Raw genomic sequence first — 21659 nt, 5'->3', positions numbered from 1 at the left:
GCCCTACTCAACCTCGAGCGTCCAAGTATGCACCGGCGCGTCTGCCTGGGAATTTTTCATGTACTGGCGTAACACTCGGGCGAGTCCGTCGGCACGCTCCGTGGTCAGGGCCTTCGACCCGCCGGCCACGCGCTCGAGCGCGGCGAGCTGCCACGTCGCGCCGTTTTGCCGCGCCCGCACGCGCCCCTCGATCACGCCGAGGTACTCTTCGGCGCAGGCCTCGTCCACATCCAGCGTGCGCAGGCCCTCGTGCGCGAGCTCGAGCAAATGCTTCTCGACGAGCTCCGCCACCGCCACCGTCCCCAGCGTTGGCCACTTGAGCTCAGCGTGAATGCCGTCTTTCGCTCCGGCCAGGAAGTTGTCGTTGGCATCTTCGAAGCTCAGGCGCGACCACACCGGCCGGGTCTGGTCGCCCAGCGCCTTGACCAGCCCGTAGTAGAAGGCCGCGTCCGCCACGATGTCCTTCACGGTGGGCCCTGCGGGCAGCAGGCGGTTTTCCACGCGGATGTGGCTGAGCTCGCCGGCTGGGTCGTAGATGGCGCGGTTCCAACGCCAGATGGTGCCGTTGTGCAGGTTGAGGTAGTGCAGGCCGGGGTTGTCGCCGTTCATGAACGGCGCGCCGGCTGCCATGCGGCCTTCGGGCAGCAGGGGAGAGAAGTAGCGCACGTTTTCCTCGAACAGGTCGAACACGCTGGTGATCCACCGTTCGCCGAACCACACGCGCGGGCGCACGCCCTGGTTGATCAGCTCCTTGGTGCGGGTGTCGATGGCCTGCTTGAACACCGGGATGCGCGACTCGTGCCACACCTTGTGCCCCATAAACAGTGGGGAGTTGGCGGACAGCGCCACCTGCACGCCCGCGATGGCCTGGGAGGCGTTCCACGCGTCCGCGAACCGGTTCGGCGCCACCTGCAGGTGCAGCTGCATGGAGGTGCAGGTGGATTCAGGCGCGATGGTTTCGAAGTAGTGGGTGTACTTTTCGTCGCGGCGCAGGTCGATCTTCACCAGCTCGCCGCGCGATTCGAGGATGGAGTTGTTCAGCCCGGCGTAGCGGTTTTCCTGGGTCATCCATTCGTCGCTGTCCAGGAACTGCGAGGTCATCGTCGGCAAGGTGCCAATCATCGCTAGGTGGGAGCCGGACTTCTCTGCGGCGTCGCGTACGGTGGCAAGCCGCTCTTTCACGCCCTCGGCCAACCGCGCCAGCCCGTCACCTTCGATACCCAGCGGCGGGTGGTTCATCTCCACGTTGTAGGCGCCGATCTCGGACTGGTACTCGTCGCCAAGTATCTCCAGCACCGCCTGGTTATTGGGATGCGGCTGCATATCGCTGTCCACCAGGTTGAGCTCGAGCTCTAAGCCGATTGTGCCGTGGTCCACAAAATCCGCGCCCTGGAGGTGGCGGTCGAAGCGCTCCAGCTCGTCTTCGAGCCGGCGCCGGTAGGTGGTGCGCTGGCGCGGAGTGTAGGTCTCCGAGGAAACTGCGTCGCCCATTAGCGGTGCTCCCTGTACCAGGTGATCAGGCTGTCGGTGGAAGAGTCGCCGGTGTTCGGCGCCTCCTCACCAGCGACGGCGGCGGCGAGGTCGTTCGCCTGCGCCTTGCCCAGCTCCACGCCCCACTGGTCGAAGGCGTTGATGCCCCAGATCGCGGCTTCGACGAACACGATGTGCTCGTACAGCGCAATAAGTGCGCCCAGGCTGAACGGGGAGAGCTCCTCCGCCAAGATGGTGGTGGTGGGGCGGTTGCCCGGCATCACCTTGTGCGGGGCGAGCGAGTGCGGCACGCCCTCCGCCTCGATCTCTTGCTGGGTTTTGCCGAATGCCATGACCTTTGTCTGCGCGAAGAAGTTGCCCATGAGCAGGTCGTGCATGGAACCCTCGCCGGTGGCGGTGGGCAGATCCGCCCGGGGCTTGGCAAAGCCGATGAAGTCCGCCGGCACGAGCGTGGTGCCCTGGTGCATCAGCTGGAAAAATGCGTGCTGGCCGTTGGTGCCCGGCTCACCGAAGTAGATCTCGCCGGTGTCGTAGTCAACGCTTGCGCCGTCGATACGCGTGTGCTTGCCGTTGGACTCCATGGTCAGCTGCTGCAGGTACGCGGGGAAGCGGGCGAGGTCCTGCGAGTACGGCAGGACCGCGTGTGTTTGCGCCTTGTGGAAGTTGCGGTACCAAATGTTCAAAAGCCCCATCAGCACGGGCACGTTCTCCTCGAACGGAGTGAGACGGAAGTGCTGGTCCATGGCGTGGAAGCCGTCGAGCATGCGCATGAAATCCTCCGGGCCGATCACGGCCATGAGGCTGAGCCCGATCGCGGAATCCATGGAGTAGCGCCCGCCTACCCAGTCCCAGAACGGAAACATGTTCGCGGTGTCGATGCCGAACTCGGACACCTTCTCCTCGTTGGTGGACACGGCCACGAAGTGCTTCGCAATCGCAGACTCGTCGCCGTCGAACTGCTCGAGCAGCCAGCGCTTCGCGGCGTGCGCGTTCGCCAGCGTCTCCTGGGTGGTGAACGTCTTGGACGCGACGATAAACAGCGTTTCTTCGGCATTAACCTCTCCCAGCACGCGCGTCATATCCGCCGGATCCACGTTGGAGACGAACTCGGCGGTAATGCCAGCGGTGGCGTAGGTGCGCAGCGCCTGTGCGGCCATGGCGGGGCCCAGATCCGAGCCGCCGATGCCGATGTTGACCACCTTGGAAATCGTCTTACCGGTGTGGCCCACCCACTCGCCGCTGCGCAGTTTCGTTGCGAACTCGCGCATCTGCTTCAGCACCGCGTGCACGTCTGCGGTGACGTTCTGGCCGTCGACCTCCAGCCCAGCGTCCTCGGGTGCACGCAGCGCTGTGTGCAGCACCGCGCGGTCCTCGGTGGTGTTGATGCGCTTGCCGCTGAACATCGCTTCGATGCGGTCCTTCAGGCCTGCCTCGTCTGCCAAGGTGAGCAATTGCTTTGCGACGTCTCCGTCTACCAAGTTCTTGGAAAGATCCACGCGAATCCCGGCCGCGTCGAACGTGTAGCGCTGCGCGCGCTCGGCATCCGCCCGGAACAGATCCCGCAGGGTGGTGCGGGACTTTTCCGCGTGGAGTTTCTCCAGCTTGCCCCAGCTTTCGGTGGACGTGATGTCGTGCATGTCAGCCTCCCAAGTGGCAGTCCAGTTCGCGGTTGGGTTGTCCTTGATCAACGGTAGCCAAAACGCGCAGCGTGCGTCCGCGGAGCGGGGGAGTGTGGATAATGGCGCCCATGGCAATTGTGAAAATCAACGCCCTACCCCAAAACGGGGCAAACACGCAGCTCACCCCACATCAGGCACAACCTCCAACACCGGCGATCCCGCAATAATCCCGCATCCCAGCATGCACACGATCCAAAGCCCCCTCAATCACATGCGTGTAGGTGGCCAGCATCGTCTGCACCGAATGCCCCAGCACCGCAGCCGCATCCTGCACCGCCACAGGAACCGGCAAGGCCGATGATGATCAGGAGGCCGAGTGCTGCTGCTCCCCACCTCATGCAGCCACCCTTCTTTTTCTATTCGGTCTGTGCCGGGGCGACCGGCTGCTGCGCGCGCTGCTGAGGTGCAGCGTAGAGGTTCTGGGGCTGCTGGTTGTCGGAACCGGGGAACGCGTTTCTCATGCCTAGGATTAGGCCCACGGTGGTGTGGACGGGGGACAATGACAGCCAGCCTGTGGGGCTGGCGGGGGTTTATTGTCTCATGGACACTGAGATGGTGCTGCGATTACGCTGGAGTTTTGGTCTGATGCATGGCGCGCCAGGTGCGGATCATGTGGACGGTGACGCAGAGCTCGGATGTGAAGCGAGCGGGGGCGCCGTAGGTGCGCTCGGCCAGGGTGTACTCGACAGGGAGATAAGTGCCCGAGCGGTGAAGCGGTCTGCACGCGCTTCGTAGCGCGGCTGGTGGCCGGGGGTCTCCGTGCGCGGCGTGCCCAAGCTCATGTACAAGCACGCGCAGTGTAGTGACAGCATCCATGCTAACCTGCACAGTGGTTGCGTTCTGCCCCGGTATCCACGAGACTTCCGGCTCGCCACGATGCCACCGGATTTGGTAGACCCGGCCCTCAGCAGATTGTATCGAGCTTCGATCATTAATGTCCGTACGTTGTTAAAAGTCAACTCTCGGGATATGCTGAACGTGAAACCGGCGATAAGTCCCCCAGGGGGCGGACTTCTCACCCTGATAGGTGAGATAGCCGGTTTCAGTGCGTCTACGGTCGGCCCCAAGGGGTGAATAGGCTGGCCAAGTTAGGCTTTATGCAGGGGTCGAACCAAGTACATTTCTTCCCCTCTAAGTGTCTTTGCACGGCCCAAAGACCATAATCAGCGACCTGTAGGCCCCAAGATGAAGGCGCGGTCCAAACGCAGAGAGTGATATTCCTGTCTATTTGCTCGCACACCTCGTGTACTGCTTCGTAAGCAGTTTTCCGAACCCTTTTAGTGCCGAACTCTGCCACGATTACGAACAGCTCATCATCAGGTTCGGAGACCCGCAGGGCTATTTCTTTCAGGTGTAGGTACCAGGCCATTTTGTATAAGCGCATTGGGCCGGCGCTTTTAACGTTGGGGTACGCGTTGGCTTTGTAGAGGAATGTTGTGTCGAAGCGTGGCTGTTGCCGCCTGATTTCGGCGAACATGTCGCTTCTAGTTCTATTTGAGTCGTCGCAGGCGTGAAAACCTTTTGTGAGCTTCACTTCTTCCTGGGCGAGTTGTGCTCTTAGGTGGAGTCCTCCAAGGAGGTCCTCGCCGTGGTTTTCTGTTGTGAAGGTAGCTGTGCCGAATCCGAAGTAGGTTGAGGCTCCGCCTCCGTTGGGGTTGGGAGAGCCTGTGTAGTCGAGGTTTCCAGTTTCGTCTGCGTAGAGGTAGATGCGTTTAGTCAATGGGGTATTCACCTCGTTTCTCTCGCTCCTCTTGCTCGTTGATGGAGGAGTCGGCAGCGTGTGGCTGCGACCAGTCGAAATCTTTGACTGTGCCATCGTAGGAACCCGCGTCGACACGACCGCCCTTGTCCGAACGATTCGCGACGAGCTCGTCGTTTTCCGCAGGGAGCCCCTTCACTCGCTCGAGCTCGCGGTGCATCTCGCTTGCGATTGTGCCCATCTCGGCGCCGTGTAACTGAACAGTCTTCAACGCGTGTCGCAGCTCAGCATCGACGGTGCCCCTTCCTCTGCCGGCTTCTTCCGGGGTGATGAATTCCGCGGCCACGAGTGCCTCTAGGACGCAGCCGTTGTAGGTGCGAGCGATCTTGACTACGGAATCCGGGTCAGCGCGGGCGCCGCGCTTCCACCGTGTGAAGTTTGACGCGCTGATTTCAGCTTTTCGTGCGGCGACGGTTGGGGTGTCGTTTCCCATCAGCTTGCTGAGGTATTGCCACCAGTTTGTTTCTTCCATGCCAATAACCCTAGTTGCATACCTGCAAATCTGCAATGCATTGCAGCAAAACAAAACTAACTTGCGGATAGGAAAATTATGCGCATTGTGAGTTGCGACGCGGCAAAGTTGGATTTCAGCAGTGGAATTACGGCAGATGGGGGAGGTTAAATGGCCACCATTCACAGAACCCGCGTCCGCCACGAATAGGTAGACCAGCAACTCAGAGAGCTAGGGACCGTGCTCCGCCTAGCTGAAAAGCTTGGGGTCACACCATCCACAGCCAGCCGATGGATCGAACCGGGCAAGGAGGCGACAGGCCGCTACATCGGCGCAGTATTGAAAATTTTTCCTGTCACCTTCGATGACGTATTCGCATCCGTGCGAGAAGAAGCGATCTCGGAGCGTGTCCGATTCCGCACCCGCTCGAGCGGACGGACCCACCACTCGCCCCGAACGGGGAGGCGTGGCAGTCGCTTATCGAGTCCCCGCCGAGGGCACGGAGCCCGCCGACATAGCTGCTACTAGAGACGCCAGGTTTCTAGTGTGGCCTGCGCAAACATGTTTACTTGAAACGGTTTCGAGTAAACGTACGCGCACCCTGGCAGTCGCCCCTCATGGAAGCGTCCCACTGTCGGGCACTGACCCCATCTTGGCTATGCGCCAGTGTTGGGGGCTTTTTGTGTTTGTGGGCTCCGCGATCCCGCAGATAATTCCGCATCCACCCCCGGCCTTGCCGGCTTAGCCGGTCAACCCGTCCACGCCGGACAAAAGAACATGCAGGTCAACCCTACGGACCAGGTCACGTACACTGGGCGCCCATGGCAATTGTGAAAATCAACGCGATCACTGTCCCCGAAGGCGCCGGCGAGGAGCTGGAGCGCCGGTTCGCCGCCCGCAAGCACTCCATCGACGGCCACCCCGGCTTCGAGGGCTTCCAGCTGCTGCGCCCGGTCAAGGGCGAGGACCGTTACTTCGTGGTCACCCGCTGGGCGGACGAGGAGTCCTACACGGCCTGGTGGGAGGGCGTGGGCCGCGCCGGGCACGGGCAGTCGGACCGCTCCGGCGAGGGAACCGAGGCGGACAAGCCCCGCAAGCCGGTCTCCCAGTCCGCGGACCTACTGGAGTTCGAGGTCGTGCTCGACTCGCTCGAGCAGGACTAGCGCAGCAGGACTAACCCAGCTTGCCGCGGCCGAGACGCAGCAGGATCTGCGCCAGGCCGGGGCCTTCCTCGCCCAGCTCGTCGCGGAACTGGTTGATAATGGCCACCTCGCGCGTATGAACAAGGCGGGTGCCGCCGGAGCCCATGCGGGTTTTGCCGATGGCGCTGGAGATCTCGCTGCGGCGTTTCACCGCGTCGAGGATCACGCGGTCGAGCCGGTCGATCTCTTTGCGGTACGCCTGAATCTCCGCGTCCGAGAGTGGGTCGTCTGTGCCGGAAGGCATGCGGATTTCAAGCTCGCTCATGGCTGACCATTATGCCAGTTCGAACACCCGCGCGGGTCGTGTCGGAGGCGTTAGTACAGTTACGGCCATGACTGATCTGACCCTGGGTTTGAATCCGCAGCAGCAGGCCGCCGTCATCCATGAGGGCAGTCCGCTGCTCATCGTTGCGGGCGCGGGTTCCGGCAAGACAGCGGTGCTCACCCGCCGTATTGCCTACCTGCTGCACAACCGCGGTGTGGCGCCGTGGCAGATCTTGGCCATCACCTTCACCAACAAGGCGGCCGCGGAGATGAAGGAGCGCGTGGGCCAGCTGGTAGGCCCTGAGGCGGAGCGGATGTGGGTGGCCACGTTCCACTCCGTGTGCGTGCGCATCCTGCGCCAGCAGGCCCAGCTGGTGCCGAGGCTGAACACCAACTTCACCATCTACGACTCGGATGATTCGCGCCGCCTTTTGGGCATGATTGCCAAGGACTTCAACCTGGATCTGAAGAAGTTCACGCCGCGCACCCTGGCCAACGGGATCTCGAACCTGAAAAACGAGCTGATCGGCCCCGAGGAGGCGCTCGCGAATTCGGAGCGCACCCACAACCCGTTTGAGACCACTGTGGCCAAGGTGTACGTGGAGTATCAGCGCCGCCTGCGCCAGTCCAACGCCTTGGATTTCGACGACCTCATCGGTGAGGTCGTGCGCATCTTCAAAGAACATCCTCAGGTCACGGACTATTACCGCCGCCGTTTCCGTCATGTTCTGGTGGACGAGTACCAGGACACCAACCACGCCCAGTACGAGCTCATCCACACCCTCGTCGGCGACGGGCCGGACGCGCCGGAGCTTGCGGTGGTGGGCGATTCGGACCAGTCCATTTACGCCTTCCGCGGCGCGACCATCCGCAACATCGAGGAGTTCGAGCGCGACTACCCGAGCGCCACCACGATCTTGCTGGAGCAGAATTACCGCTCCACGCAGAACATCCTGGGCGCGGCGAACGCGGTGATCGCGCAGAACGAGGGTCGCCGCCCGAAGAAGTTGTGGACGGACCAGGGCTCCGGCGAGAAGATCATCGGCTACGTCGCGGATAACGAGCACGACGAGGCGCGCTTCATCGCCTCCGAGATTGACACCCTGGCAGACAGGGGAGTGCCGTACTCGGACATGGCGGTGATGTACCGCACCAACAACGCCTCGCGTGCGCTCGAGGACATCTTCATCCGCTCCGGCATCCCGTACAAGGTCGTCGGCGGCACGCGCTTCTACGAACGCCGCGAGATCCGCGACATCGTCGCCTACCTGAAGGTCCTGGAGAACCCGGACGACACGGTGAGCATGCGCCGCATCGTCAACGTGCCCAAGCGCGGCATCGGCGACAAGGCGCAGGCGATGGTGGCGCTGCACGCGGAGAACAACAACCAGAGCTTTGGGCGGTCGCTTGTCGACGCCACCTCCGGCAACGTCGACATGCTGGCCAAAGCCGCCACCAACTCGATCACACGCTTTGTGGAGATGATCCGCCAGATCCGCGACGACATGCCGGCGATGCGCAACGAAGTCACGGGCATGCCGGACCTGGGCGCGCTGATCACCCGCGTGTTGGACGACACGGGCTACCGCGCAGAGCTGGAGGCGTCGAACGATCCGCAGGACGGCGCGCGCTTGGACAACCTCAACGAGCTGGTCTCTGTGGCCCGCGAGTTTTCCTCGGAGGCCGCCAACCAGGTGGCGTACATGACGGACGCGGAGCTCAACGAGGTGATGCAGGAAGGCGAGCCCGCGCCGGGATCCCTGCAGGCGTTCTTGGAGAAGGTCTCCCTGGTGGCGGACGCGGACCAGCTGCCGGAGCACGAGCAAGGCGTGGTCACGCTGATGACGTTGCACACGGCGAAGGGCCTCGAGTTTCCGGTGGTGTTCGTCACCGGCTGGGAGGACGGGCAGTTCCCGCACCTGCGCGCGTTGGGGGATCCAGCGGAGCTTGCCGAGGAGCGCCGCTTGGCGTACGTGGGTATCACCCGCGCCAAGGAGCAGCTCTACCTCACCCGCGCGATTCTGCGCGCTTCCTGGGGCTCTCCGGTGACCAACCCCGCCAGCCGCTTCCTCGCAGAGGTCCCGGAGGACCTCATCGACTGGCGCAGGTTGGAGCCGGAGCGCTCATTCAGTTCTGACGCGTGGGGTGCTCCCACTCGTTCCCGTCCTCCTGCCCGCTCTCGCCGGGGCGGGTCCGGTGCCAAAGTGCACAAGAACCTCAACCTGGCGGTGGGCGACCGGGTCAACCACGCCAAGTACGGGCTCGGCACTGTGATGGCAGTTGAGGGATCCGGTGTGCGCGAGACGGTGACGATTGACTTCGGCTCCTCGGGCACCGTCCGCCTGATGACGATTGGCGGTGTGCCCATGGAGAAGCTCTAGATCTTGATGCCCTGCGCGGCGAACCACGGAACCGGGTCCACCTGGTTGACGCCGTCCGGCTTGATCTCGAAGTGGAGGTGCGGGCCGGTGGACTGGCCCTCGTTGCCGATGGAGGCGATCTTCTGTCCGGCGGAGACGCGCTGGCCCACGGAGACGTCGTAGTGGCGCATGTGGCCGTACACAGACACCTCGCCGCCGTCGTGTTTGATCACGACCCAGTTGCCGAAGCCGCGCGCCGGGCCCGCGGAGACGACGGTGCCGTCCATGACGGAGTAGATCGGGGTGCCCAAGTCGTTGGCGATGTCGATGCCCTGGTGCACGGTGCCCCAGCGCGGACCGAAGCCAGACGTGAAGCGGCCGGATGCCGGCGTGACTACGGTGCGGCCGTCAGCGGTGCGGCCGCGTTGCGGAGCCACCCAGTCACTGCCCTTCGCTGGAGCGAACGCGGCGGCGAGCGGGGCCTCGAGCGCGCGCGGGTCGTAGACGATCTTGTAGTCGCCCGCGGTAATCGTCGCGCCGCTTTCCTTGATGGCCCCAGCGGCCTTGGCCACTGCGCCCAGGGCCTGGCCCGCGTCGGAGACGGTTGCGCCACCCACAGTGACGGTCAGGGCGGTAGCAGGCGCGGGCGCAAGGGTGAGCGCCATTGCTGCTGCGGCCGAGACGGCTGCGATGCTCGAAGTGAGACGTCGGTTCATGTTTGGGGGATACCTTTTCTAACTCTGTAGAGGGCTAGGCGCGGTCTCGGCCACGCACACAGGCAGAGAATCTAACCGGCGAAATGGGCCCTGGCAATGCTGTGACGTGCACGTTTGTTCGAATTTTGGGCATAACTTAGGAGTCCGTCCAGCTCACCCGGCGTGTTGCTGATGTGAAAATTGTTGCGCATGGTATTAGAGGTCGGGGGTAGAGCGTTTACCCCCGTCAAAGAGGCTGCGCGCGTCAACTGCGCAAAAACGGGGCCTCACGCGCGTCGAGTAGCGCGAAAGGCCCCGTTGAAGAGGGCTGGAAGAGTTAGAGGCTGATGCCTCGGGCTGCGAGCCACGGAGCCGGATCGGACGGGTTGGCGCCGTCCGGCCAGATCTCAAAGTGGAGGTGGGAGCCGGTGGAGAAGCCCTCGCTGCCCATGCCGGCGATGAGCTGACCGGGCTGCACAACCTCGCCGACGGCGACGTAGAGGGACTGCATGTGGCCGTAAACGGAGATGGAGCCGTCCTCGTGGCGGATACGGATCCAGTTGCCGAAGCCCTGCGCCGGGCCGGAGTCGATCACGGTGCCGGCAGCAACTGCGCGGATCGGGGTGCCCGGGGTGTTGGCGATGTCGATGCCGTTGTGCATCGAGCCCCAGCGCATGCCGAAGCCCGAGGTGAAGGCACCCTCGGCCGGCTTAGTAAACAGCGGCGCGCGGGCGGCTTCGTCCAGGCGGGCAACCTCGTCGGAGTGCTGGATAGCCTTGTCCAGCTGTTCGGTGAGGTTCTCCACCGGCTTGTACTCGGCGATAGAGAGGATCTGCGGGGTCTCCTCGGCGGAAACCTCGTCCACGCCCGGATCGGTGCTCTGCAGCTCGTCGGCGTCTGCGGCGAGCTTGATGTTCTGTCCCTGCTCGGCGTCCTGGTTGCTGGTGAGGGCACCGGCGACCAGGCCGGAGAAACCAGCGGTGGACACAGCGCCAGTGGCTGCTGCGACGACGGCAACGCGCCCCTTGTTGGGGGACTGCTTGCGGTGCTTGCCGCCCTGCTTCTTGGAGTTGAACATGAGCCCTCTTTGAGATCTTCCGTTGGCCATCTCATCCGCTGTTCACAGCGGGATCGTGACCTTCCTGTTATCTACGAGAGGTTACTGTAACGAATCGGTCTCGTCGGAGCAAGACAGAAGCTGAAATATTTCTTAAATCGTGCTTATTCGGGCGAACGTTACACCCCCGCCGCGTTAGAGATGTGCGCCACGCCGTTGCGCAGCGGCGATGAACCGCCGCATTTCGCCAAGTGACGCCGCCAGGCAGCGGGCCGGGCGGGTGTCACTGTGGTGGGGGTTGTCGCCGGGGTGGCAGAGTAGGACGCGATGAGCACCACACCCAATCAGAGGCCGCGCCAGTCGGATGCGCGCCGTCAGCGTCGCAAAGGCGCGTCCAAGCGGAAGATCACGGGCGTCAAACGCCCGGCTGCGAACGACAAGGTTCCTGCCACCGCCAAAGAACGGGTGCGTCATTACTTGCCGTACGCGCTCGTGCCGAACTTGGCGCTGGTGCTCGGGCTTATCGCGCTGTGCTTCGCGGTGATACTCATCGCCGGTTGGAGCCTCACGTATTTCCCCGGCGCTGTCGGTGAGGCATGGTTCGCTCTCCACGGCGTGCCTTTGCTCGTCGACGGCGTCTCGCTCACCGCAATGCCCCTCCTTCCCGCGGTGGGGGTGGCCGCTGTGGTGGCGGTGCAGGTGCGCAAAGCCACCGCGGGCCGCGTCAGCGTGCTGGACCTGCTGACGCTGCTCGGGCTCGCGCTCGGCCTGCCCCTGCTAATCAGCGCCATCGCGTTGTTCATGGTGTTCGACGCCTCGCACGTATACCCGGTGGGGATGCCGCCCGTCGTCGCGGCGTTCGTCTACCCGCTGATCGTGCACCTGGTGGGCTTCATCATCGGCGTGCGGCGCGTGGTGTGGCACGCGCTGGCCAAGCGCAGCGGCGTCCCGGCGGAGGCGGTGGACGCGGGGGCGCACGCGGCGAACCTCATTCTCCGCCTGCTTGCCGCGGCCACGGTGGTCTTCCTCGTCGCCCTCGCGTTCGGCTACGGCCGCGTTAGCGAGCTGGTCTCCCAGTTCCCGCAGCTCGGGGTCGGCGGGGCAGTAGCCCTGGTGGTCTTGAGTCTGCTGTACCTGCCCAACGCGGCGGTCGCGCAGCTCGCGGTGCTGCTCGGCGGCAGCTTCGAGGCCGCCGGCGCGGGCGTGAGCCTGTTCGCCACCTCCAACGTGGCCTACCCGCCGCTGCCGCTGTTCGCGGCGATCCCGGCGGAAATGCCGCAGTGGGCACCGGTGCTGCTCATTGTGCCGGCGGCGGTGCTTGCGCACGCGTTCGTCGTCAAGCCTTTGAGCCTCGAAAGCGTCGCTGCGGCCGCCACGTGGGCCGCCCTGATGGGAGCGCTGCTGGGGATCTTCTCGGCCGGGGGTGCCGGGGCTTACGGGCTTGTCGGCCCGGATCCGTTCGCGCTCGCATTGTCCCTGTTCATTTGGGTCGCGCTGACGGGCGCGCTTGTGCGCGGCGTGGCGCTGGTGAGGCAACGCGCGTCCGCGCGCAGCGGTAGTTAGACTTGGGCTTGTGAGTGACTCTGCGAAATCGGTGGCCGTCCTCGCGTCGGGCACCGGCACCCTGCTGAAAGCGATCATCGATAACCAGGAGAACCGCTACCGCGTCGACCTCGTGGTGGCGGATCAAATTTGTCCGGCTCTGCAACGCGCGAAGAACGCCGGCATCCGCACCGCCGTGGTGCCGATGGAGACAAACCGCAACGCCTGGAACGACAAGATGGTGGCCGCTGTGGCCTCCGTCGAGCCGGACTTGGTGGTTTCTGCGGGATTCATGCGTCTGCTCGGTCCGGCGTTCGTGCAGGAATTTGAGGGGCGCATAATCAACGCCCACCCGTCCCTTTTGCCCTCGTTCCCGGGCGCGCACGCGGTGAGCGACGCGCTGGAGCACGGGGTGAAAGTCACCGGCTGTACGGTGCACTACGTGGACGCAGGCCTGGACAGCGGCGAGATCATCGCCCAGCGCGCTGTGGAGGTGCAGCCGGGGGACACGGAGTCGGAGCTCCACGAACGCATTAAGAAGGTGGAGCGCGAACAGCTCGTTCACCTGCTGCACAACCTCGAAATTGCCAACGGAAAGGCTGTATTCAATGTCTAAGCGGGAAATTAAGCGCGCGCTGATCAGCGTCTACGACAAGACCGGGCTGGAGGAGCTGGCCCGCGCACTGGGTCAGGCGGGTGTGGAGATCGTCTCCACCGGCTCCACCGCCCAGCGCATCGCCGCCGCGGGCGTTTCCGTCACCGAGGTCGCGGACGTGACCGGCTTCCCGGAGGTGCTCGACGGCCGCGTGAAGACGTTGCACCCGCGCGTGCACTCCGGCATCCTCGCGGACCTGCGCAAGGACAGCCACGTGGATCAGCTCCAGGAGCTGGGCATCGAGCCGTTCGACCTCGTTGTGGTCAACCTCTACCCGTTCGAAGAGACCGTTGCTTCCGGCGCCACCTTCGACGAGTGCGTCGAGCAGATCGATATCGGCGGTCCGTCCATGGTTCGCGCCGCGGCCAAGAACCACCCGTCGGTCGCCGTGGTCACTTCGCCTGCCCGTTACGGTGAGGTCGTCGAGGCCGTCAAGGGCGGCGGTTTCGACATCGAGCAGCGTAAGCAGCTCGCACTCGAGGCGTTTACGCACACTGCGCTTTACGACGCCGCGGTCTCCTCCTGGCTGTCCAACCAGCTCGGCGCGGACGCCTCCGGCGCCGGCGAAGGCACCACCGACTTGCGCTACGGCGAGAACCCGCACCAGGCCGCCCGCCTGGAAAACGAGGGCTGGGGCCTTGCCGCCGCCACCCAGCACGGTGGCAAAGAGATGAGCTACAACAACTACCAGGACGCCGACGCCGCGTGGCGCGCCGCCTGGGACCACGAGCGCCCGTGCGTGGCAATTATCAAGCACGCCAACCCGTGCGGCGTGGCCGTCTCCGATGTCTCCATCGCGGACGCGCACAAGAAGGCCCACGCATGCGACCCGGTCTCCGCCTACGGCGGCGTGATCGCCTGCAACCGCGAGGTCACCCTGGAGCTGGCGGAGCAGATCAAGCCGATTTTCACCGAGGTGGTCGTCGCGCCGTCCTACGCCGCGGACGCGCTCGAGCTGCTGCAGACGAAGAAGAACCTGCGCATCCTCGAGGTCGAGCCGAAGCAGCAGGACGAGGAGCGCAAGCAGATCGCCGGCGGCTGGCTCGTGCAGGAGCGCGACCGCTTCCAGGCAGAGGGCGACAGCGCCGCCAACTGGACCCTGGCGGCCGGCGAGGCTGCCGACGAGCAGACCCTCGCGGACCTCGAATTCGCGTGGCGCGCAGTGCGTTGCGTGAAGTCGAACGCGATTCTGATCGCGGCCGAAGGGGCGTCGGTAGGCATTGGCATGGGCCAGGTCAACCGAGTGGATTCCGCAAAGCTCGCCGTGGACCGCGCCAACACCCTCGACGAGGGTCGCAACCGCACCAACGGTGCCGTCGCCGCCTCCGACGCGTTCTTCCCGTTCGCGGACGGGTTCCAGCTGCTGGCTGACTCCGGTATCAAGGCCGTGGTCCAGCCCGGCGGCTCCATCCGCGACGAGGAGGTCATTGCCGCCGCCGAGGCCGCCGGCGTGACCATGTACCTGACCGGCACCCGCCACTTCGCACACTAGAAAGATCGTTTCCCGTGCCCTCTAAAGTTGCAGCCTTGGCCCTGACCGTGGGCCTGGCGTTTCCTATGTCGTCGGTGCCGACGTACACGGCGATCGACCAGATTCCCGTGATTGGCCAGCCGATCGTGCAGGCCTACAATCAGCTGCCCCCGCAGGTGAAAAACGCCATCCGCCTGCCGCTGCCGCTGACCACCCCGAAGCCCGGCAAGGCGCAGCATGTCGCACCGGCCGTGGACGTCCAGGCGCAGCTGGACCGACTCGTGGCGGACGTGGTGGGGCGCCATGGTGGCCGCGCCACCGTGGCGGTCGGCCCTTTCACCGCAGGCGACAACCGGCCGGAGCCGGCGTTTTCCACGATGAAGGTGCCGCTGGCCATCGCCGCGCTGCGCCAGGACCAGGCGTTTTACCCGGACGCTGAAGCCGCTGTGACCCGCTCCGACAACCCCGCCGCGCACCGCATGTTCGGCCAGGTGCCGGCCGCGAGTTACGAGGGCGTGATCCGCGAGGCGGGTGCCCGTACGACCACCCCGGCCGGCTACCAGATGGGCACGATGTGGACCACCAGTGACCAGGCCGAGTTCGCCTCGGGCCTGCGCTGCGTTGCGGGGCACGAGCCGGTGCTGGACATGATGGGGCGCATCGTGGACTACCAGCACTGGGGCCTGGGCCGCGTCGGCGGCGCCCGCTTCAAGGGCGGCTGGAACCACCACGAGGGCGGGCACCTGGCCCGTCAGTTCGGCCTGATCCCGGGCCCGAACGGTGACATCGCCGTGGCGATTACCGCCCACAGCCCGAAGGGCTACGAGGGTAGCTTCGCCATGCTGGACGAGCTCGCAAACGGGCTGAACGCCATGCGCGGCGACCTGCCCACGTCGCGCTGTTAGGGGCACGCCATGACCGGTCAAAGCTCCAGCAAATGGTCACCGGAGCAGCCGCACTTCACGGATCCGGACGTAGGACACACACAGCAGTTCAGCGCGGTGCCACAGCAGCAGTACGGCCAGCCCAACGAGTACCAGACGAGCTACCAGCCGCCTGAGCCAGTGGAAGAGCGCGGCGGGCCGAGCCCGTGGCTCTACGTGCTCGCGGCGCTACTGCTTGCCGCACTTGTCGGTGTGCTCGCCTTCATGGGCGGTTCCGGCGCGTTCAACCGCTCTAGCGAGCCGGTGACCAGCACAGTGGTTGAGACTCGTACGCTGCCCAGATCGGAGGCTCCCGAACAGCGGCCCGCCGAGCCGTCGAAGCGCACGTACTCGCAGTACGCCCCGGATACGGGGGTGACCACCGCAGGCTTTGCCGCCAACGTGTACGAGGCGTTCCAGGGTACCTACGCCCGCACCGGCACGCCAGACTTCACGGTGTCCGTGTATAGCCCGGCCACCGAAATCACCTACCGCATGACCTGCTCTGGCGGGGAGACGGTGTACTGCACTGGCGGAGACAACGCCCGGGTCAAGATTTGGTAGCTCGCTGGCGCTTGGGGCTCGCCGCAGTCGGCGCACCGTTGTTGTCCGCCTGCTCGGGCGGCCAGGAAGCCGTGACCGTTACTTCCGTGGTCACCTCTGAGGTCACGGAGGCGCCGGCCTCCGTCCCCGATGCGCAATTGCTTCTCGACGCCACGGTCGCGCACGTCGAGTCCATCTACGGCGGCCAGCTGGGTATCGCCACGGTAGGGAATGAGGGACCGGTAGCGGACGGATTCACCGCCCCGAGCCCCGCCTGGTCCACCATCAAGGTGCCGATCGCAATTGCGGCCATGCGCACCGTTCCCGGACTCGAGGAAGACGCCCGCGCTGCGGTGAGCGCGTCCGACAACGGGGCGGCGCAGCGCCTCTTTGACGCCGTCGGCCCTGACGCCGTGGACGCTGTCCTTGCCGAAGCGGGACTTGACGCGCGTGTGAACACGGAACCGCTCCGCCCGGAATTTTCCACCTACGGACAAACCCAGCTCAGCGTGGCCGACGAAGCCGTGCTCGCAGGCCAGGTCGCCTGCGTGGACGGTGCTGGCCCCGTGCTTGCGCTCATGGGCCAGCTCGACCCTTCGCAGGCGTACGGACTGGGGACTATCGGGGCGCTGTTCAAGGGAGGTTGGGGGCCGGACACCACGGGGGCCTACCAAGTACGGCAGTTCGGGCTCGTCCCTCGCGGCGACGGAGCGTGGGCGCCTGTTGCGATCACAGCGCTGCCCGCGGACGGGACCTACGAAACAGGCCAGGCCATGCTCACCGCCGCTGCGGAAAAACTCGCCGCCGAAGCTGCGCGGTTGCCGGCTGCGGCCTGCCAGCCCTAGTTCTCTTCGTCCTTGCGGGAAACCAGGTCCACCAGCTCGAGCATGCGCTCGGTGCGGCGTTCCGGCAGATCTGTGTGGAGCACGTCCAGCACAGCGTCGGCGATGGTGACGGCGGGGGCGGGCAGCGCATCGTCGACAAGCGGGTAGGGCGCGGTGCCTGTGTTGTCGCGCATCTCGATGGCCGCGAGCGTCATGTGGAACGGCAGATCGATGCGCGGGTCGTCCTCGCCGACGATCTGCCCCGACAGCTTGCGGAAGATTCCTTCCAGCTCTTGGCGCGCCTCGTGGTACTCGGCGAACTCCTCGGACAAAAGCACAGGCAGTTGGTAGAGCCTGCCGATGTTCCAATTCGAGGACAGCAGGATGCGCGACTCGGCGGCCACGAGCGCCCACAGCTTCACCGCCGCCGACTCGTCGGTCTTTGCCAGATCCGACGCGAGCGCCAGCGCCGGCTGAATCGTGCCCATCAGCAGCGTGAGAAAGATGTCGCGCTTAGACGGGAAGTGGTAGTACAGCGAGGCTTGGCGCATGCCCACCGCGTCCGCGATGTCATGGGTGGAGGTGGTGGCGAAACCTTTGCGGGTGAACAGTTCGGAGGCGGCGTCGAGGATCTCCTCGCGCGCGGTGGCGCCTCTGCGGCGGGGGCTTTGCTTGCGTGGCCGTCCGACCGGTTTCGCCATGCCTTGCGTCCTTTCCAGGGAGCTCTCTGTGTACGGTTGCGCGGGATAACTATAGACGAAAAGCACCCGCTCTCGACCCTCCGGGGAGGGGAGTGCGGGTGCTTCTTTTGAGCCGAAGACTCTACGCTGTCATCGTCAACCGGCTAATTAGCGGGTGGTGAACGGCAGAAGAGCCATCTCGCGCGCGTTCTTCACAGCGGTAGCGACCTGGCGCTGCTGCTGCGGGGTCAGGCCCGTGACGCGGCGGGAGCGGATCTTGTGGCGGTCGGAGATGAACAGACGCAGGGTCTCAACATCCTTGTAGTCGACCGATTCGATGCCCTTCGCCTTCAGCGGGTTCTTCTTCGGGCGGCGGGACTGCTCAATGCGCGGCTTACGCGAATTGTTGCGCTTCATAATGTGAGTCCTCCTTACCACGAAGACTTACGGACGCCAGGCAGCTCACCACGGTGAGCCATCTCGCGCATACGGACACGGGAAACACCGAACTTGCGGAGGTAGCCGCGGGGGCGACCGTCACGCGAGTCACGGTTGCGCACGCGAGCCGGGGAGGCGTCGCGCGGCTGACGGTTGAGCTCGAACTGTGCCTCAAGACGGTCCTCGTCAGAGGTCTCCGGGTTCTTGATGATGGCCTTGAGCTCCTGACGACGCTCCGCGTAGCGGGCGACGATCTCTTTACGCTGCTCGTTCTTAGCGATCTTGGACTTCTTCGCCATGGATTATCGCTCCTCGCGGAATTCGACGTGCTTGCGAACAACCGGGTCGTACTTCTTCAGCGTGATGCGATCCGGGTTGTTGCGCTTGTTCTTACGGGTCACATAGGTGAAACCGGTGCCCGCAGTGGACTTGAGCTTGATGATCGGGCGGATATCGTTACGTGCCATTAGATCTTCTCACCTCGTGCGCGGATCTGAGCGACGACGGACTCGATACCGTCGCGGTCAATGACCTTCAGACCCTTGGTGGAGACGTTCAGGGTAATGGTACGGCCCTCGGAGGGCAGGTAGAACCGACGCTTCTGCACGTTGGGGTTCCAACGGCGCGAGTGGCGGCGGTGCGAGTGCGAGACGGTCTTGCCGAAAGACGGCTTACGTCCCGTGACCTGGCAATGTGCCGACATGGGTTAGCTTCCTTACTCTTCTTGCCGCCCACGACACGATCGCTATGTGAGGAAAGCGCCAGGTGAGAAGCGGAGTGAGGGTCCGCGACCAGCGCAAGTGCAATCGGTTGACGCAGGCGTATACGTGTACTTCGACAACAGCGAGAGTAAACAGTACATGTTCAGCGCCGAAACTCCTAATCTCAGGCGGCAAGGCTTGCCAACAACACGGCGAGTGGCGCCAGTACACACCCGAATGCCGCAAACACAGCCCAGGGGACGTTTACGCCGGCGCGTTTGAGCTGGTCATGCCACAACAGCGTAGCCAGGGACGCCCACGGTGTCACCAGTGGGCCGAAGTTTACGCCGATAAGCAGTTGCATAGGCTCACCATGCTCAAGAAGGAGATACGCCGGCAGGTTGTTGACGAGGTTCGCGGTGACCGCGCCCGAAAGTGCGGCCGGTGCGTGGACAGGCAGTGGCGGAAGCATTGCGACGGCTGAAGAAATGGCGACCACGAGCGCCAGCGACTGCCACGGGATCAGGTTGCCGCGCTTTTCGACGCCTACTGTTAACGCCATTACCGTCGCACCAGCCGTACTGCTGACCCAAAAGGGGATGGGGGTAAGTAGCGCGACGACGGTCGCCCCGAGAATCCATGGTGCAGCGCCCGGGGTGGGTGGGGCGCTCGGGCGCTGGCGGCCCGGTTCAGGTCGAAAGAGTCCGCGCGCGACGTAGGAGGCAGCTACGGCTACAGCTATGCCGGTGAGTGCAGGGCGCCACGATGCTGCGAGGAATCCATAGGTGGTTGAAAAGTGCTCGAACGCCAGCAGGTTCGTCAGGTTAGATACCGGGAGAAGCAGTGAACCGAGGTTGGCGATCCATACCACCGATAAAGATAGTGCGACGACGCTCAGCCGGTTGCGACGCGCCACCGTCACTGCCAGCGGTGTGAGCATGATCGCCGTGGTGTCAAGGGAAAGAAAAATAGTGACAAGGACGCACAGGACGAGGAAGGCGGGCCATACGAAACGCGTGCGTTCAATGCGTGCGGCCATCGCCTCGAACACGCCAGCGTGCGCAGCACGGTTCACCATGGCCGACATCGATGCGGCAAAGATCAAGACGGGTAGCAACCGTGCGGCTTCCGCTTTTGCGGCGGAGGCGTCGAGAAGGGCCAGAACGGCGAAAAGAGCGACAGCCGCGGCAGGCCAGAAGATAGAGGCAAAGCGCACGAAGCTGGAGTTTAGAGCCCGAAAGCCTTGGCAAGGTGTAGCGCGAGTACCGTGCGGTCGCGCGCGTCGAGTTTCCGGAGCAGCGCAGACACGTGGTTTTTCACGGTGCCTTCAGCCAGGAAGAGTGAACTCGCAATTTCCTGGTTGTTCATGCCTTGTGCGACCTTTTCGGCGACGGAACGCTCCGTCGGTGTCAGAATTGTCAGCTGCGGGTTACCTGCGACGTAGCGGGCAATCCGCGGATCGAGGACGAGACCGCCCTGTGCGGTGGCGACGATAGCGCTGGATAATTCTTCAGGAGAAACATCTTTGAGGATGTAACCGGAGGCGCCGGCGTCGAGCAGCCGCTTGACCAAGCTAGCGTCGTCGAAAGTGGTGAGCACGAGTACGGGGACGTGGGGGCTGCAGTCGCGTACGACCCCAACCCCGTCGGTTCCCGGCATGGCGGCGTCGGTGACCACCACGTCGACATCGCAGCGCCGTGCGAGGTTCAGCGCTTGTGCGCCGTCAGTTGTCGTCGCGGCAACCTCGACCCGGTCATCGGTTTCCAGGATGAGCCGGAGGCCGCGCAGGAGCATCTCGTGATCGTCGATGAGCAGTGCGCGTGTGGTCATGGTTTCTCCTTGAGGTGCAGTTCAATGCGAAACCCGCCGTCGATGCCGCCGTGGGGGACCGTGAGGATTTCGCCGTGGAGTCCCGCGGCGCGTTCGCGAAGCGAGGTGATGCCGAAAGCCTCCGGCCCAGTCGTTCCCACTCCATTGTCGGTCACAGAGAGTATTCGGCCAGCAAGAACGATTCGGGCTTTCGTGGCGTGCGAATGGCGCAGCACGTTTGTCAGAGCCTCCTGGCAAAAATGCAGCATGAGCATGCGCTCTTCGGTGGAGTACTTCGCTTGCGTTGTGTGGGAGAAATCAACGTCTAAAGATGTAGTTGCGAAAGACGCCGCCAGATGAGACAGCGCGGACTCGATATCCTCGTCCGGGTGAGCGGCAGGCTTCATTGCGCGCACGGTTGCGCGCATCTCGTGCAGGGCCTCCGACACATTTGCACGAGCTCGTGCGATCTCGTCATCGCGCTTCTCCGCGTCGGGGATGCGGAGTGCGTAGTCGAGGCTGAGGCCGATAGTGGTGAGGCGGTGCCCGAGGGCATCGTGAAGCGTTGCCGCGATTCTCTCGCGCTCTTTCGCCATCGCCATGTCCTGCTGATGCGCCTCGTGCCAGCGTTGCCGGGAAACCGTGGAAGCGAGATTGAGGCCCACGGCAGCCGCGGCGGCACCGGCGAGCGTTTCGTAAGCGGTTTTGCCGGCCGGGGCGTGAACCGTGACCTGTGCGGCGAAAGCGGCTACTACGATTGCGCCCGCGTACACGTACGCTGCCCGTTTGCCCAGACTCATATGCACCGCAACGACAGCGCACCACAAAACGAGGATGCTGATCGGGTTGTTCGCGGTACCGAGGATGGCGAACGCGCACAAAGAGAAACACACCGCGGCAACCTTGTGTTCCGTCCTGCGCCACGCCACCCAGGCCGCAATGGTGAGCACGGCGACTGCCAGAAGTATTCCCTCTCGCACGAGTGCTGCTGACGCCAAGTTGAGGTACAGCACTGTGGTGAAGGCCAGGATGCTGTCCAACAGGTGCAGGTGGACACGGTTCATGGTGCTGAACCTACCCGCTGACACCCATGACCCGGGTCATGGATTTTGGTG

General features: G+C 64.2%; 23 protein-coding genes. 8 read left to right on the top strand and 15 right to left on the bottom strand.

The window, feature by feature from the left end; translation table 11 throughout:
- Window positions 1-3: 3 nt before the first annotated feature.
- From HMPREF3151_RS02200 to HMPREF3151_RS02185, 4 genes are all read right to left on the bottom strand, one after another.
- Complete coding sequence (locus HMPREF3151_RS02200; RefSeq protein WP_070472921.1) at window positions 4-1491, bottom strand: glutamate-cysteine ligase family protein; 1488 nt, start codon at window positions 1489-1491, stop codon at window positions 4-6.
- The gene (gene pgi, locus HMPREF3151_RS02195; RefSeq protein ID WP_070473086.1) at window positions 1491-3128 is read right to left on the bottom strand and encodes a glucose-6-phosphate isomerase; all 1638 of its coding nucleotides are present in this window, start codon (window positions 3126-3128) and stop codon (window positions 1491-1493) included. Before pgi ends, HMPREF3151_RS02200 begins: the two co-directional genes overlap by 1 nt.
- A 1093-nt stretch (window positions 3129-4221) precedes the next feature.
- Window positions 4222-4890 carry a DUF3800 domain-containing protein gene (locus HMPREF3151_RS02190; RefSeq protein ID WP_070472918.1) on the bottom strand — a complete coding sequence of 223 codons (669 nt, stop codon included), beginning with the start codon at window positions 4888-4890 and terminating at the stop codon, window positions 4222-4224.
- Entirely contained in the window at window positions 4883-5401 is a 519-nt protein-coding gene (locus HMPREF3151_RS02185) for a hypothetical protein (RefSeq protein WP_070472916.1), read from the bottom strand. Before HMPREF3151_RS02185 ends, HMPREF3151_RS02190 begins: the two co-directional genes overlap by 8 nt.
- Window positions 5402-6201: 800 nt before the next feature.
- Here HMPREF3151_RS02185 and HMPREF3151_RS02180 point away from each other — a divergent pair.
- Entirely contained in the window at window positions 6202-6543 is a 342-nt protein-coding gene (locus tag HMPREF3151_RS02180; RefSeq protein ID WP_070472913.1) for an antibiotic biosynthesis monooxygenase family protein, read from the top strand.
- Between the two features lie 10 nt (window positions 6544-6553).
- Here the strand turns inward: HMPREF3151_RS02180 and HMPREF3151_RS02175 are convergent, their stop codons facing one another.
- The gene (locus HMPREF3151_RS02175; protein WP_070472910.1) at window positions 6554-6847 is read right to left on the bottom strand and encodes a chorismate mutase; all 294 of its coding nucleotides are present in this window, start codon (window positions 6845-6847) and stop codon (window positions 6554-6556) included.
- Between HMPREF3151_RS02175 and pcrA the strand changes: the two genes are divergently transcribed.
- A complete protein-coding gene (gene pcrA / locus HMPREF3151_RS02170) occupies window positions 6786-9227 on the top strand; it encodes a DNA helicase PcrA (RefSeq protein WP_371441206.1) in 2442 nt (813 codons plus the stop codon). The two genes, HMPREF3151_RS02175 and pcrA, sit on opposite strands and share 62 nt — an antisense overlap.
- Here pcrA and HMPREF3151_RS02165 read toward each other — a convergent pair.
- Together HMPREF3151_RS02165 and HMPREF3151_RS02160 are read right to left on the bottom strand one after the other, a co-directional pair.
- Window positions 9224-9922 (bottom strand): M23 family metallopeptidase, encoded by a 699-nt coding sequence (locus tag HMPREF3151_RS02165; RefSeq protein WP_070472904.1) that lies wholly within the window; start codon window positions 9920-9922, stop codon window positions 9224-9226. The genes pcrA and HMPREF3151_RS02165 overlap by 4 nt on opposite strands.
- Before the next feature lie 316 nt (window positions 9923-10238).
- Entirely contained in the window at window positions 10239-10979 is a 741-nt protein-coding gene (locus HMPREF3151_RS02160; protein ID WP_070472901.1) for a M23 family metallopeptidase, read from the bottom strand.
- Window positions 10980-11285: 306 nt separating this feature from the next.
- Between HMPREF3151_RS02160 and HMPREF3151_RS02155 the strand changes: the two genes are divergently transcribed.
- From HMPREF3151_RS02155 to HMPREF3151_RS02130, 6 genes are read left to right on the top strand one after another with little or no spacing between them, the layout of a single operon-like run.
- On the top strand, window positions 11286-12521 hold the full coding sequence (locus HMPREF3151_RS02155) for a cell division protein PerM (RefSeq protein ID WP_141741275.1): 1236 nt from the start codon (window positions 11286-11288) through the stop codon (window positions 12519-12521).
- Between the two features lie 10 nt (window positions 12522-12531).
- Window positions 12532-13116 (top strand): phosphoribosylglycinamide formyltransferase, encoded by a 585-nt coding sequence (gene purN, locus HMPREF3151_RS02150; RefSeq protein ID WP_070472896.1) that lies wholly within the window; start codon window positions 12532-12534, stop codon window positions 13114-13116.
- A complete protein-coding gene (gene purH, locus HMPREF3151_RS02145; protein ID WP_070472893.1) occupies window positions 13109-14647 on the top strand; it encodes a bifunctional phosphoribosylaminoimidazolecarboxamide formyltransferase/IMP cyclohydrolase in 1539 nt (512 codons plus the stop codon). The genes purN and purH overlap by 8 nt, the downstream gene beginning before the upstream one ends.
- Window positions 14648-14682: 35 nt before the next feature.
- Window positions 14683-15531: a serine hydrolase gene (locus HMPREF3151_RS02140; RefSeq protein ID WP_083290127.1), complete on the top strand. Its 849-nt coding sequence runs from the start codon at window positions 14683-14685 to the stop codon at window positions 15529-15531.
- A 9-nt stretch (window positions 15532-15540) separates the two neighbouring features.
- Window positions 15541-16113, top strand: coding sequence for a hypothetical protein (locus tag HMPREF3151_RS02135; protein ID WP_070472890.1), 573 nt, complete (start codon window positions 15541-15543; stop codon window positions 16111-16113).
- 11 nt (window positions 16114-16124) lie between these two features.
- On the top strand, window positions 16125-16937 hold the full coding sequence (locus HMPREF3151_RS02130; RefSeq protein ID WP_070472887.1) for a serine hydrolase: 813 nt from the start codon (window positions 16125-16127) through the stop codon (window positions 16935-16937).
- On the opposite strand, the gene HMPREF3151_RS02125 is transcribed toward HMPREF3151_RS02130, so the two are convergent.
- The 8 genes from HMPREF3151_RS02125 to HMPREF3151_RS02090 all read right to left on the bottom strand — a co-directional run bounded on the left by HMPREF3151_RS02125 (window position 16934) and on the right by HMPREF3151_RS02090 (window position 21608).
- Window positions 16934-17617, bottom strand: a complete 684-nt coding sequence (locus HMPREF3151_RS02125) for a TetR/AcrR family transcriptional regulator (RefSeq protein WP_070472884.1) — start codon at window positions 17615-17617, stop codon at window positions 16934-16936. The genes HMPREF3151_RS02130 and HMPREF3151_RS02125 overlap by 4 nt on opposite strands.
- Before the next feature lie 147 nt (window positions 17618-17764).
- Window positions 17765-18016 carry a 30S ribosomal protein S18 gene (gene rpsR / locus HMPREF3151_RS02120; protein ID WP_172796731.1) on the bottom strand — a complete coding sequence of 84 codons (252 nt, stop codon included), beginning with the start codon at window positions 18014-18016 and terminating at the stop codon, window positions 17765-17767.
- 11 nt (window positions 18017-18027) lie between these two features.
- Window positions 18028-18333 (bottom strand): 30S ribosomal protein S14, encoded by a 306-nt coding sequence (rpsN, locus tag HMPREF3151_RS02115; RefSeq protein WP_070472882.1) that lies wholly within the window; start codon window positions 18331-18333, stop codon window positions 18028-18030.
- A 3-nt stretch (window positions 18334-18336) separates the two neighbouring features.
- Entirely contained in the window at window positions 18337-18501 is a 165-nt protein-coding gene (rpmG, locus tag HMPREF3151_RS02110) for a 50S ribosomal protein L33 (RefSeq protein WP_006841072.1), read from the bottom strand.
- Entirely contained in the window at window positions 18501-18737 is a 237-nt protein-coding gene (gene rpmB / locus HMPREF3151_RS02105) for a 50S ribosomal protein L28 (protein WP_070472878.1), read from the bottom strand. The genes rpmG and rpmB overlap by 1 nt, the downstream gene beginning before the upstream one ends.
- A gap of 182 nt (window positions 18738-18919) precedes the next feature.
- A complete protein-coding gene (locus HMPREF3151_RS02100) occupies window positions 18920-19951 on the bottom strand; it encodes an SLC13 family permease (protein WP_083290126.1) in 1032 nt (343 codons plus the stop codon).
- 11 nt (window positions 19952-19962) lie between these two features.
- Complete coding sequence (locus tag HMPREF3151_RS02095) at window positions 19963-20565, bottom strand: response regulator (protein WP_070472876.1); 603 nt, start codon at window positions 20563-20565, stop codon at window positions 19963-19965.
- Window positions 20562-21608, bottom strand: a complete 1047-nt coding sequence (locus HMPREF3151_RS02090) for a sensor histidine kinase (protein WP_070472874.1) — start codon at window positions 21606-21608, stop codon at window positions 20562-20564. Before HMPREF3151_RS02090 ends, HMPREF3151_RS02095 begins: the two co-directional genes overlap by 4 nt.
- Window positions 21609-21659 lie beyond the last annotated feature (51 nt).

The sequence above is a fragment of the Corynebacterium sp. HMSC05H05 genome (assembly GCF_001807265.1).
Taxonomy (GTDB): domain Bacteria; phylum Actinomycetota; class Actinomycetes; order Mycobacteriales; family Mycobacteriaceae; genus Corynebacterium.
Note: the sequence above shows the minus strand (reverse complement) of the source record. Positions and strands in the feature narration are given on the sequence as shown.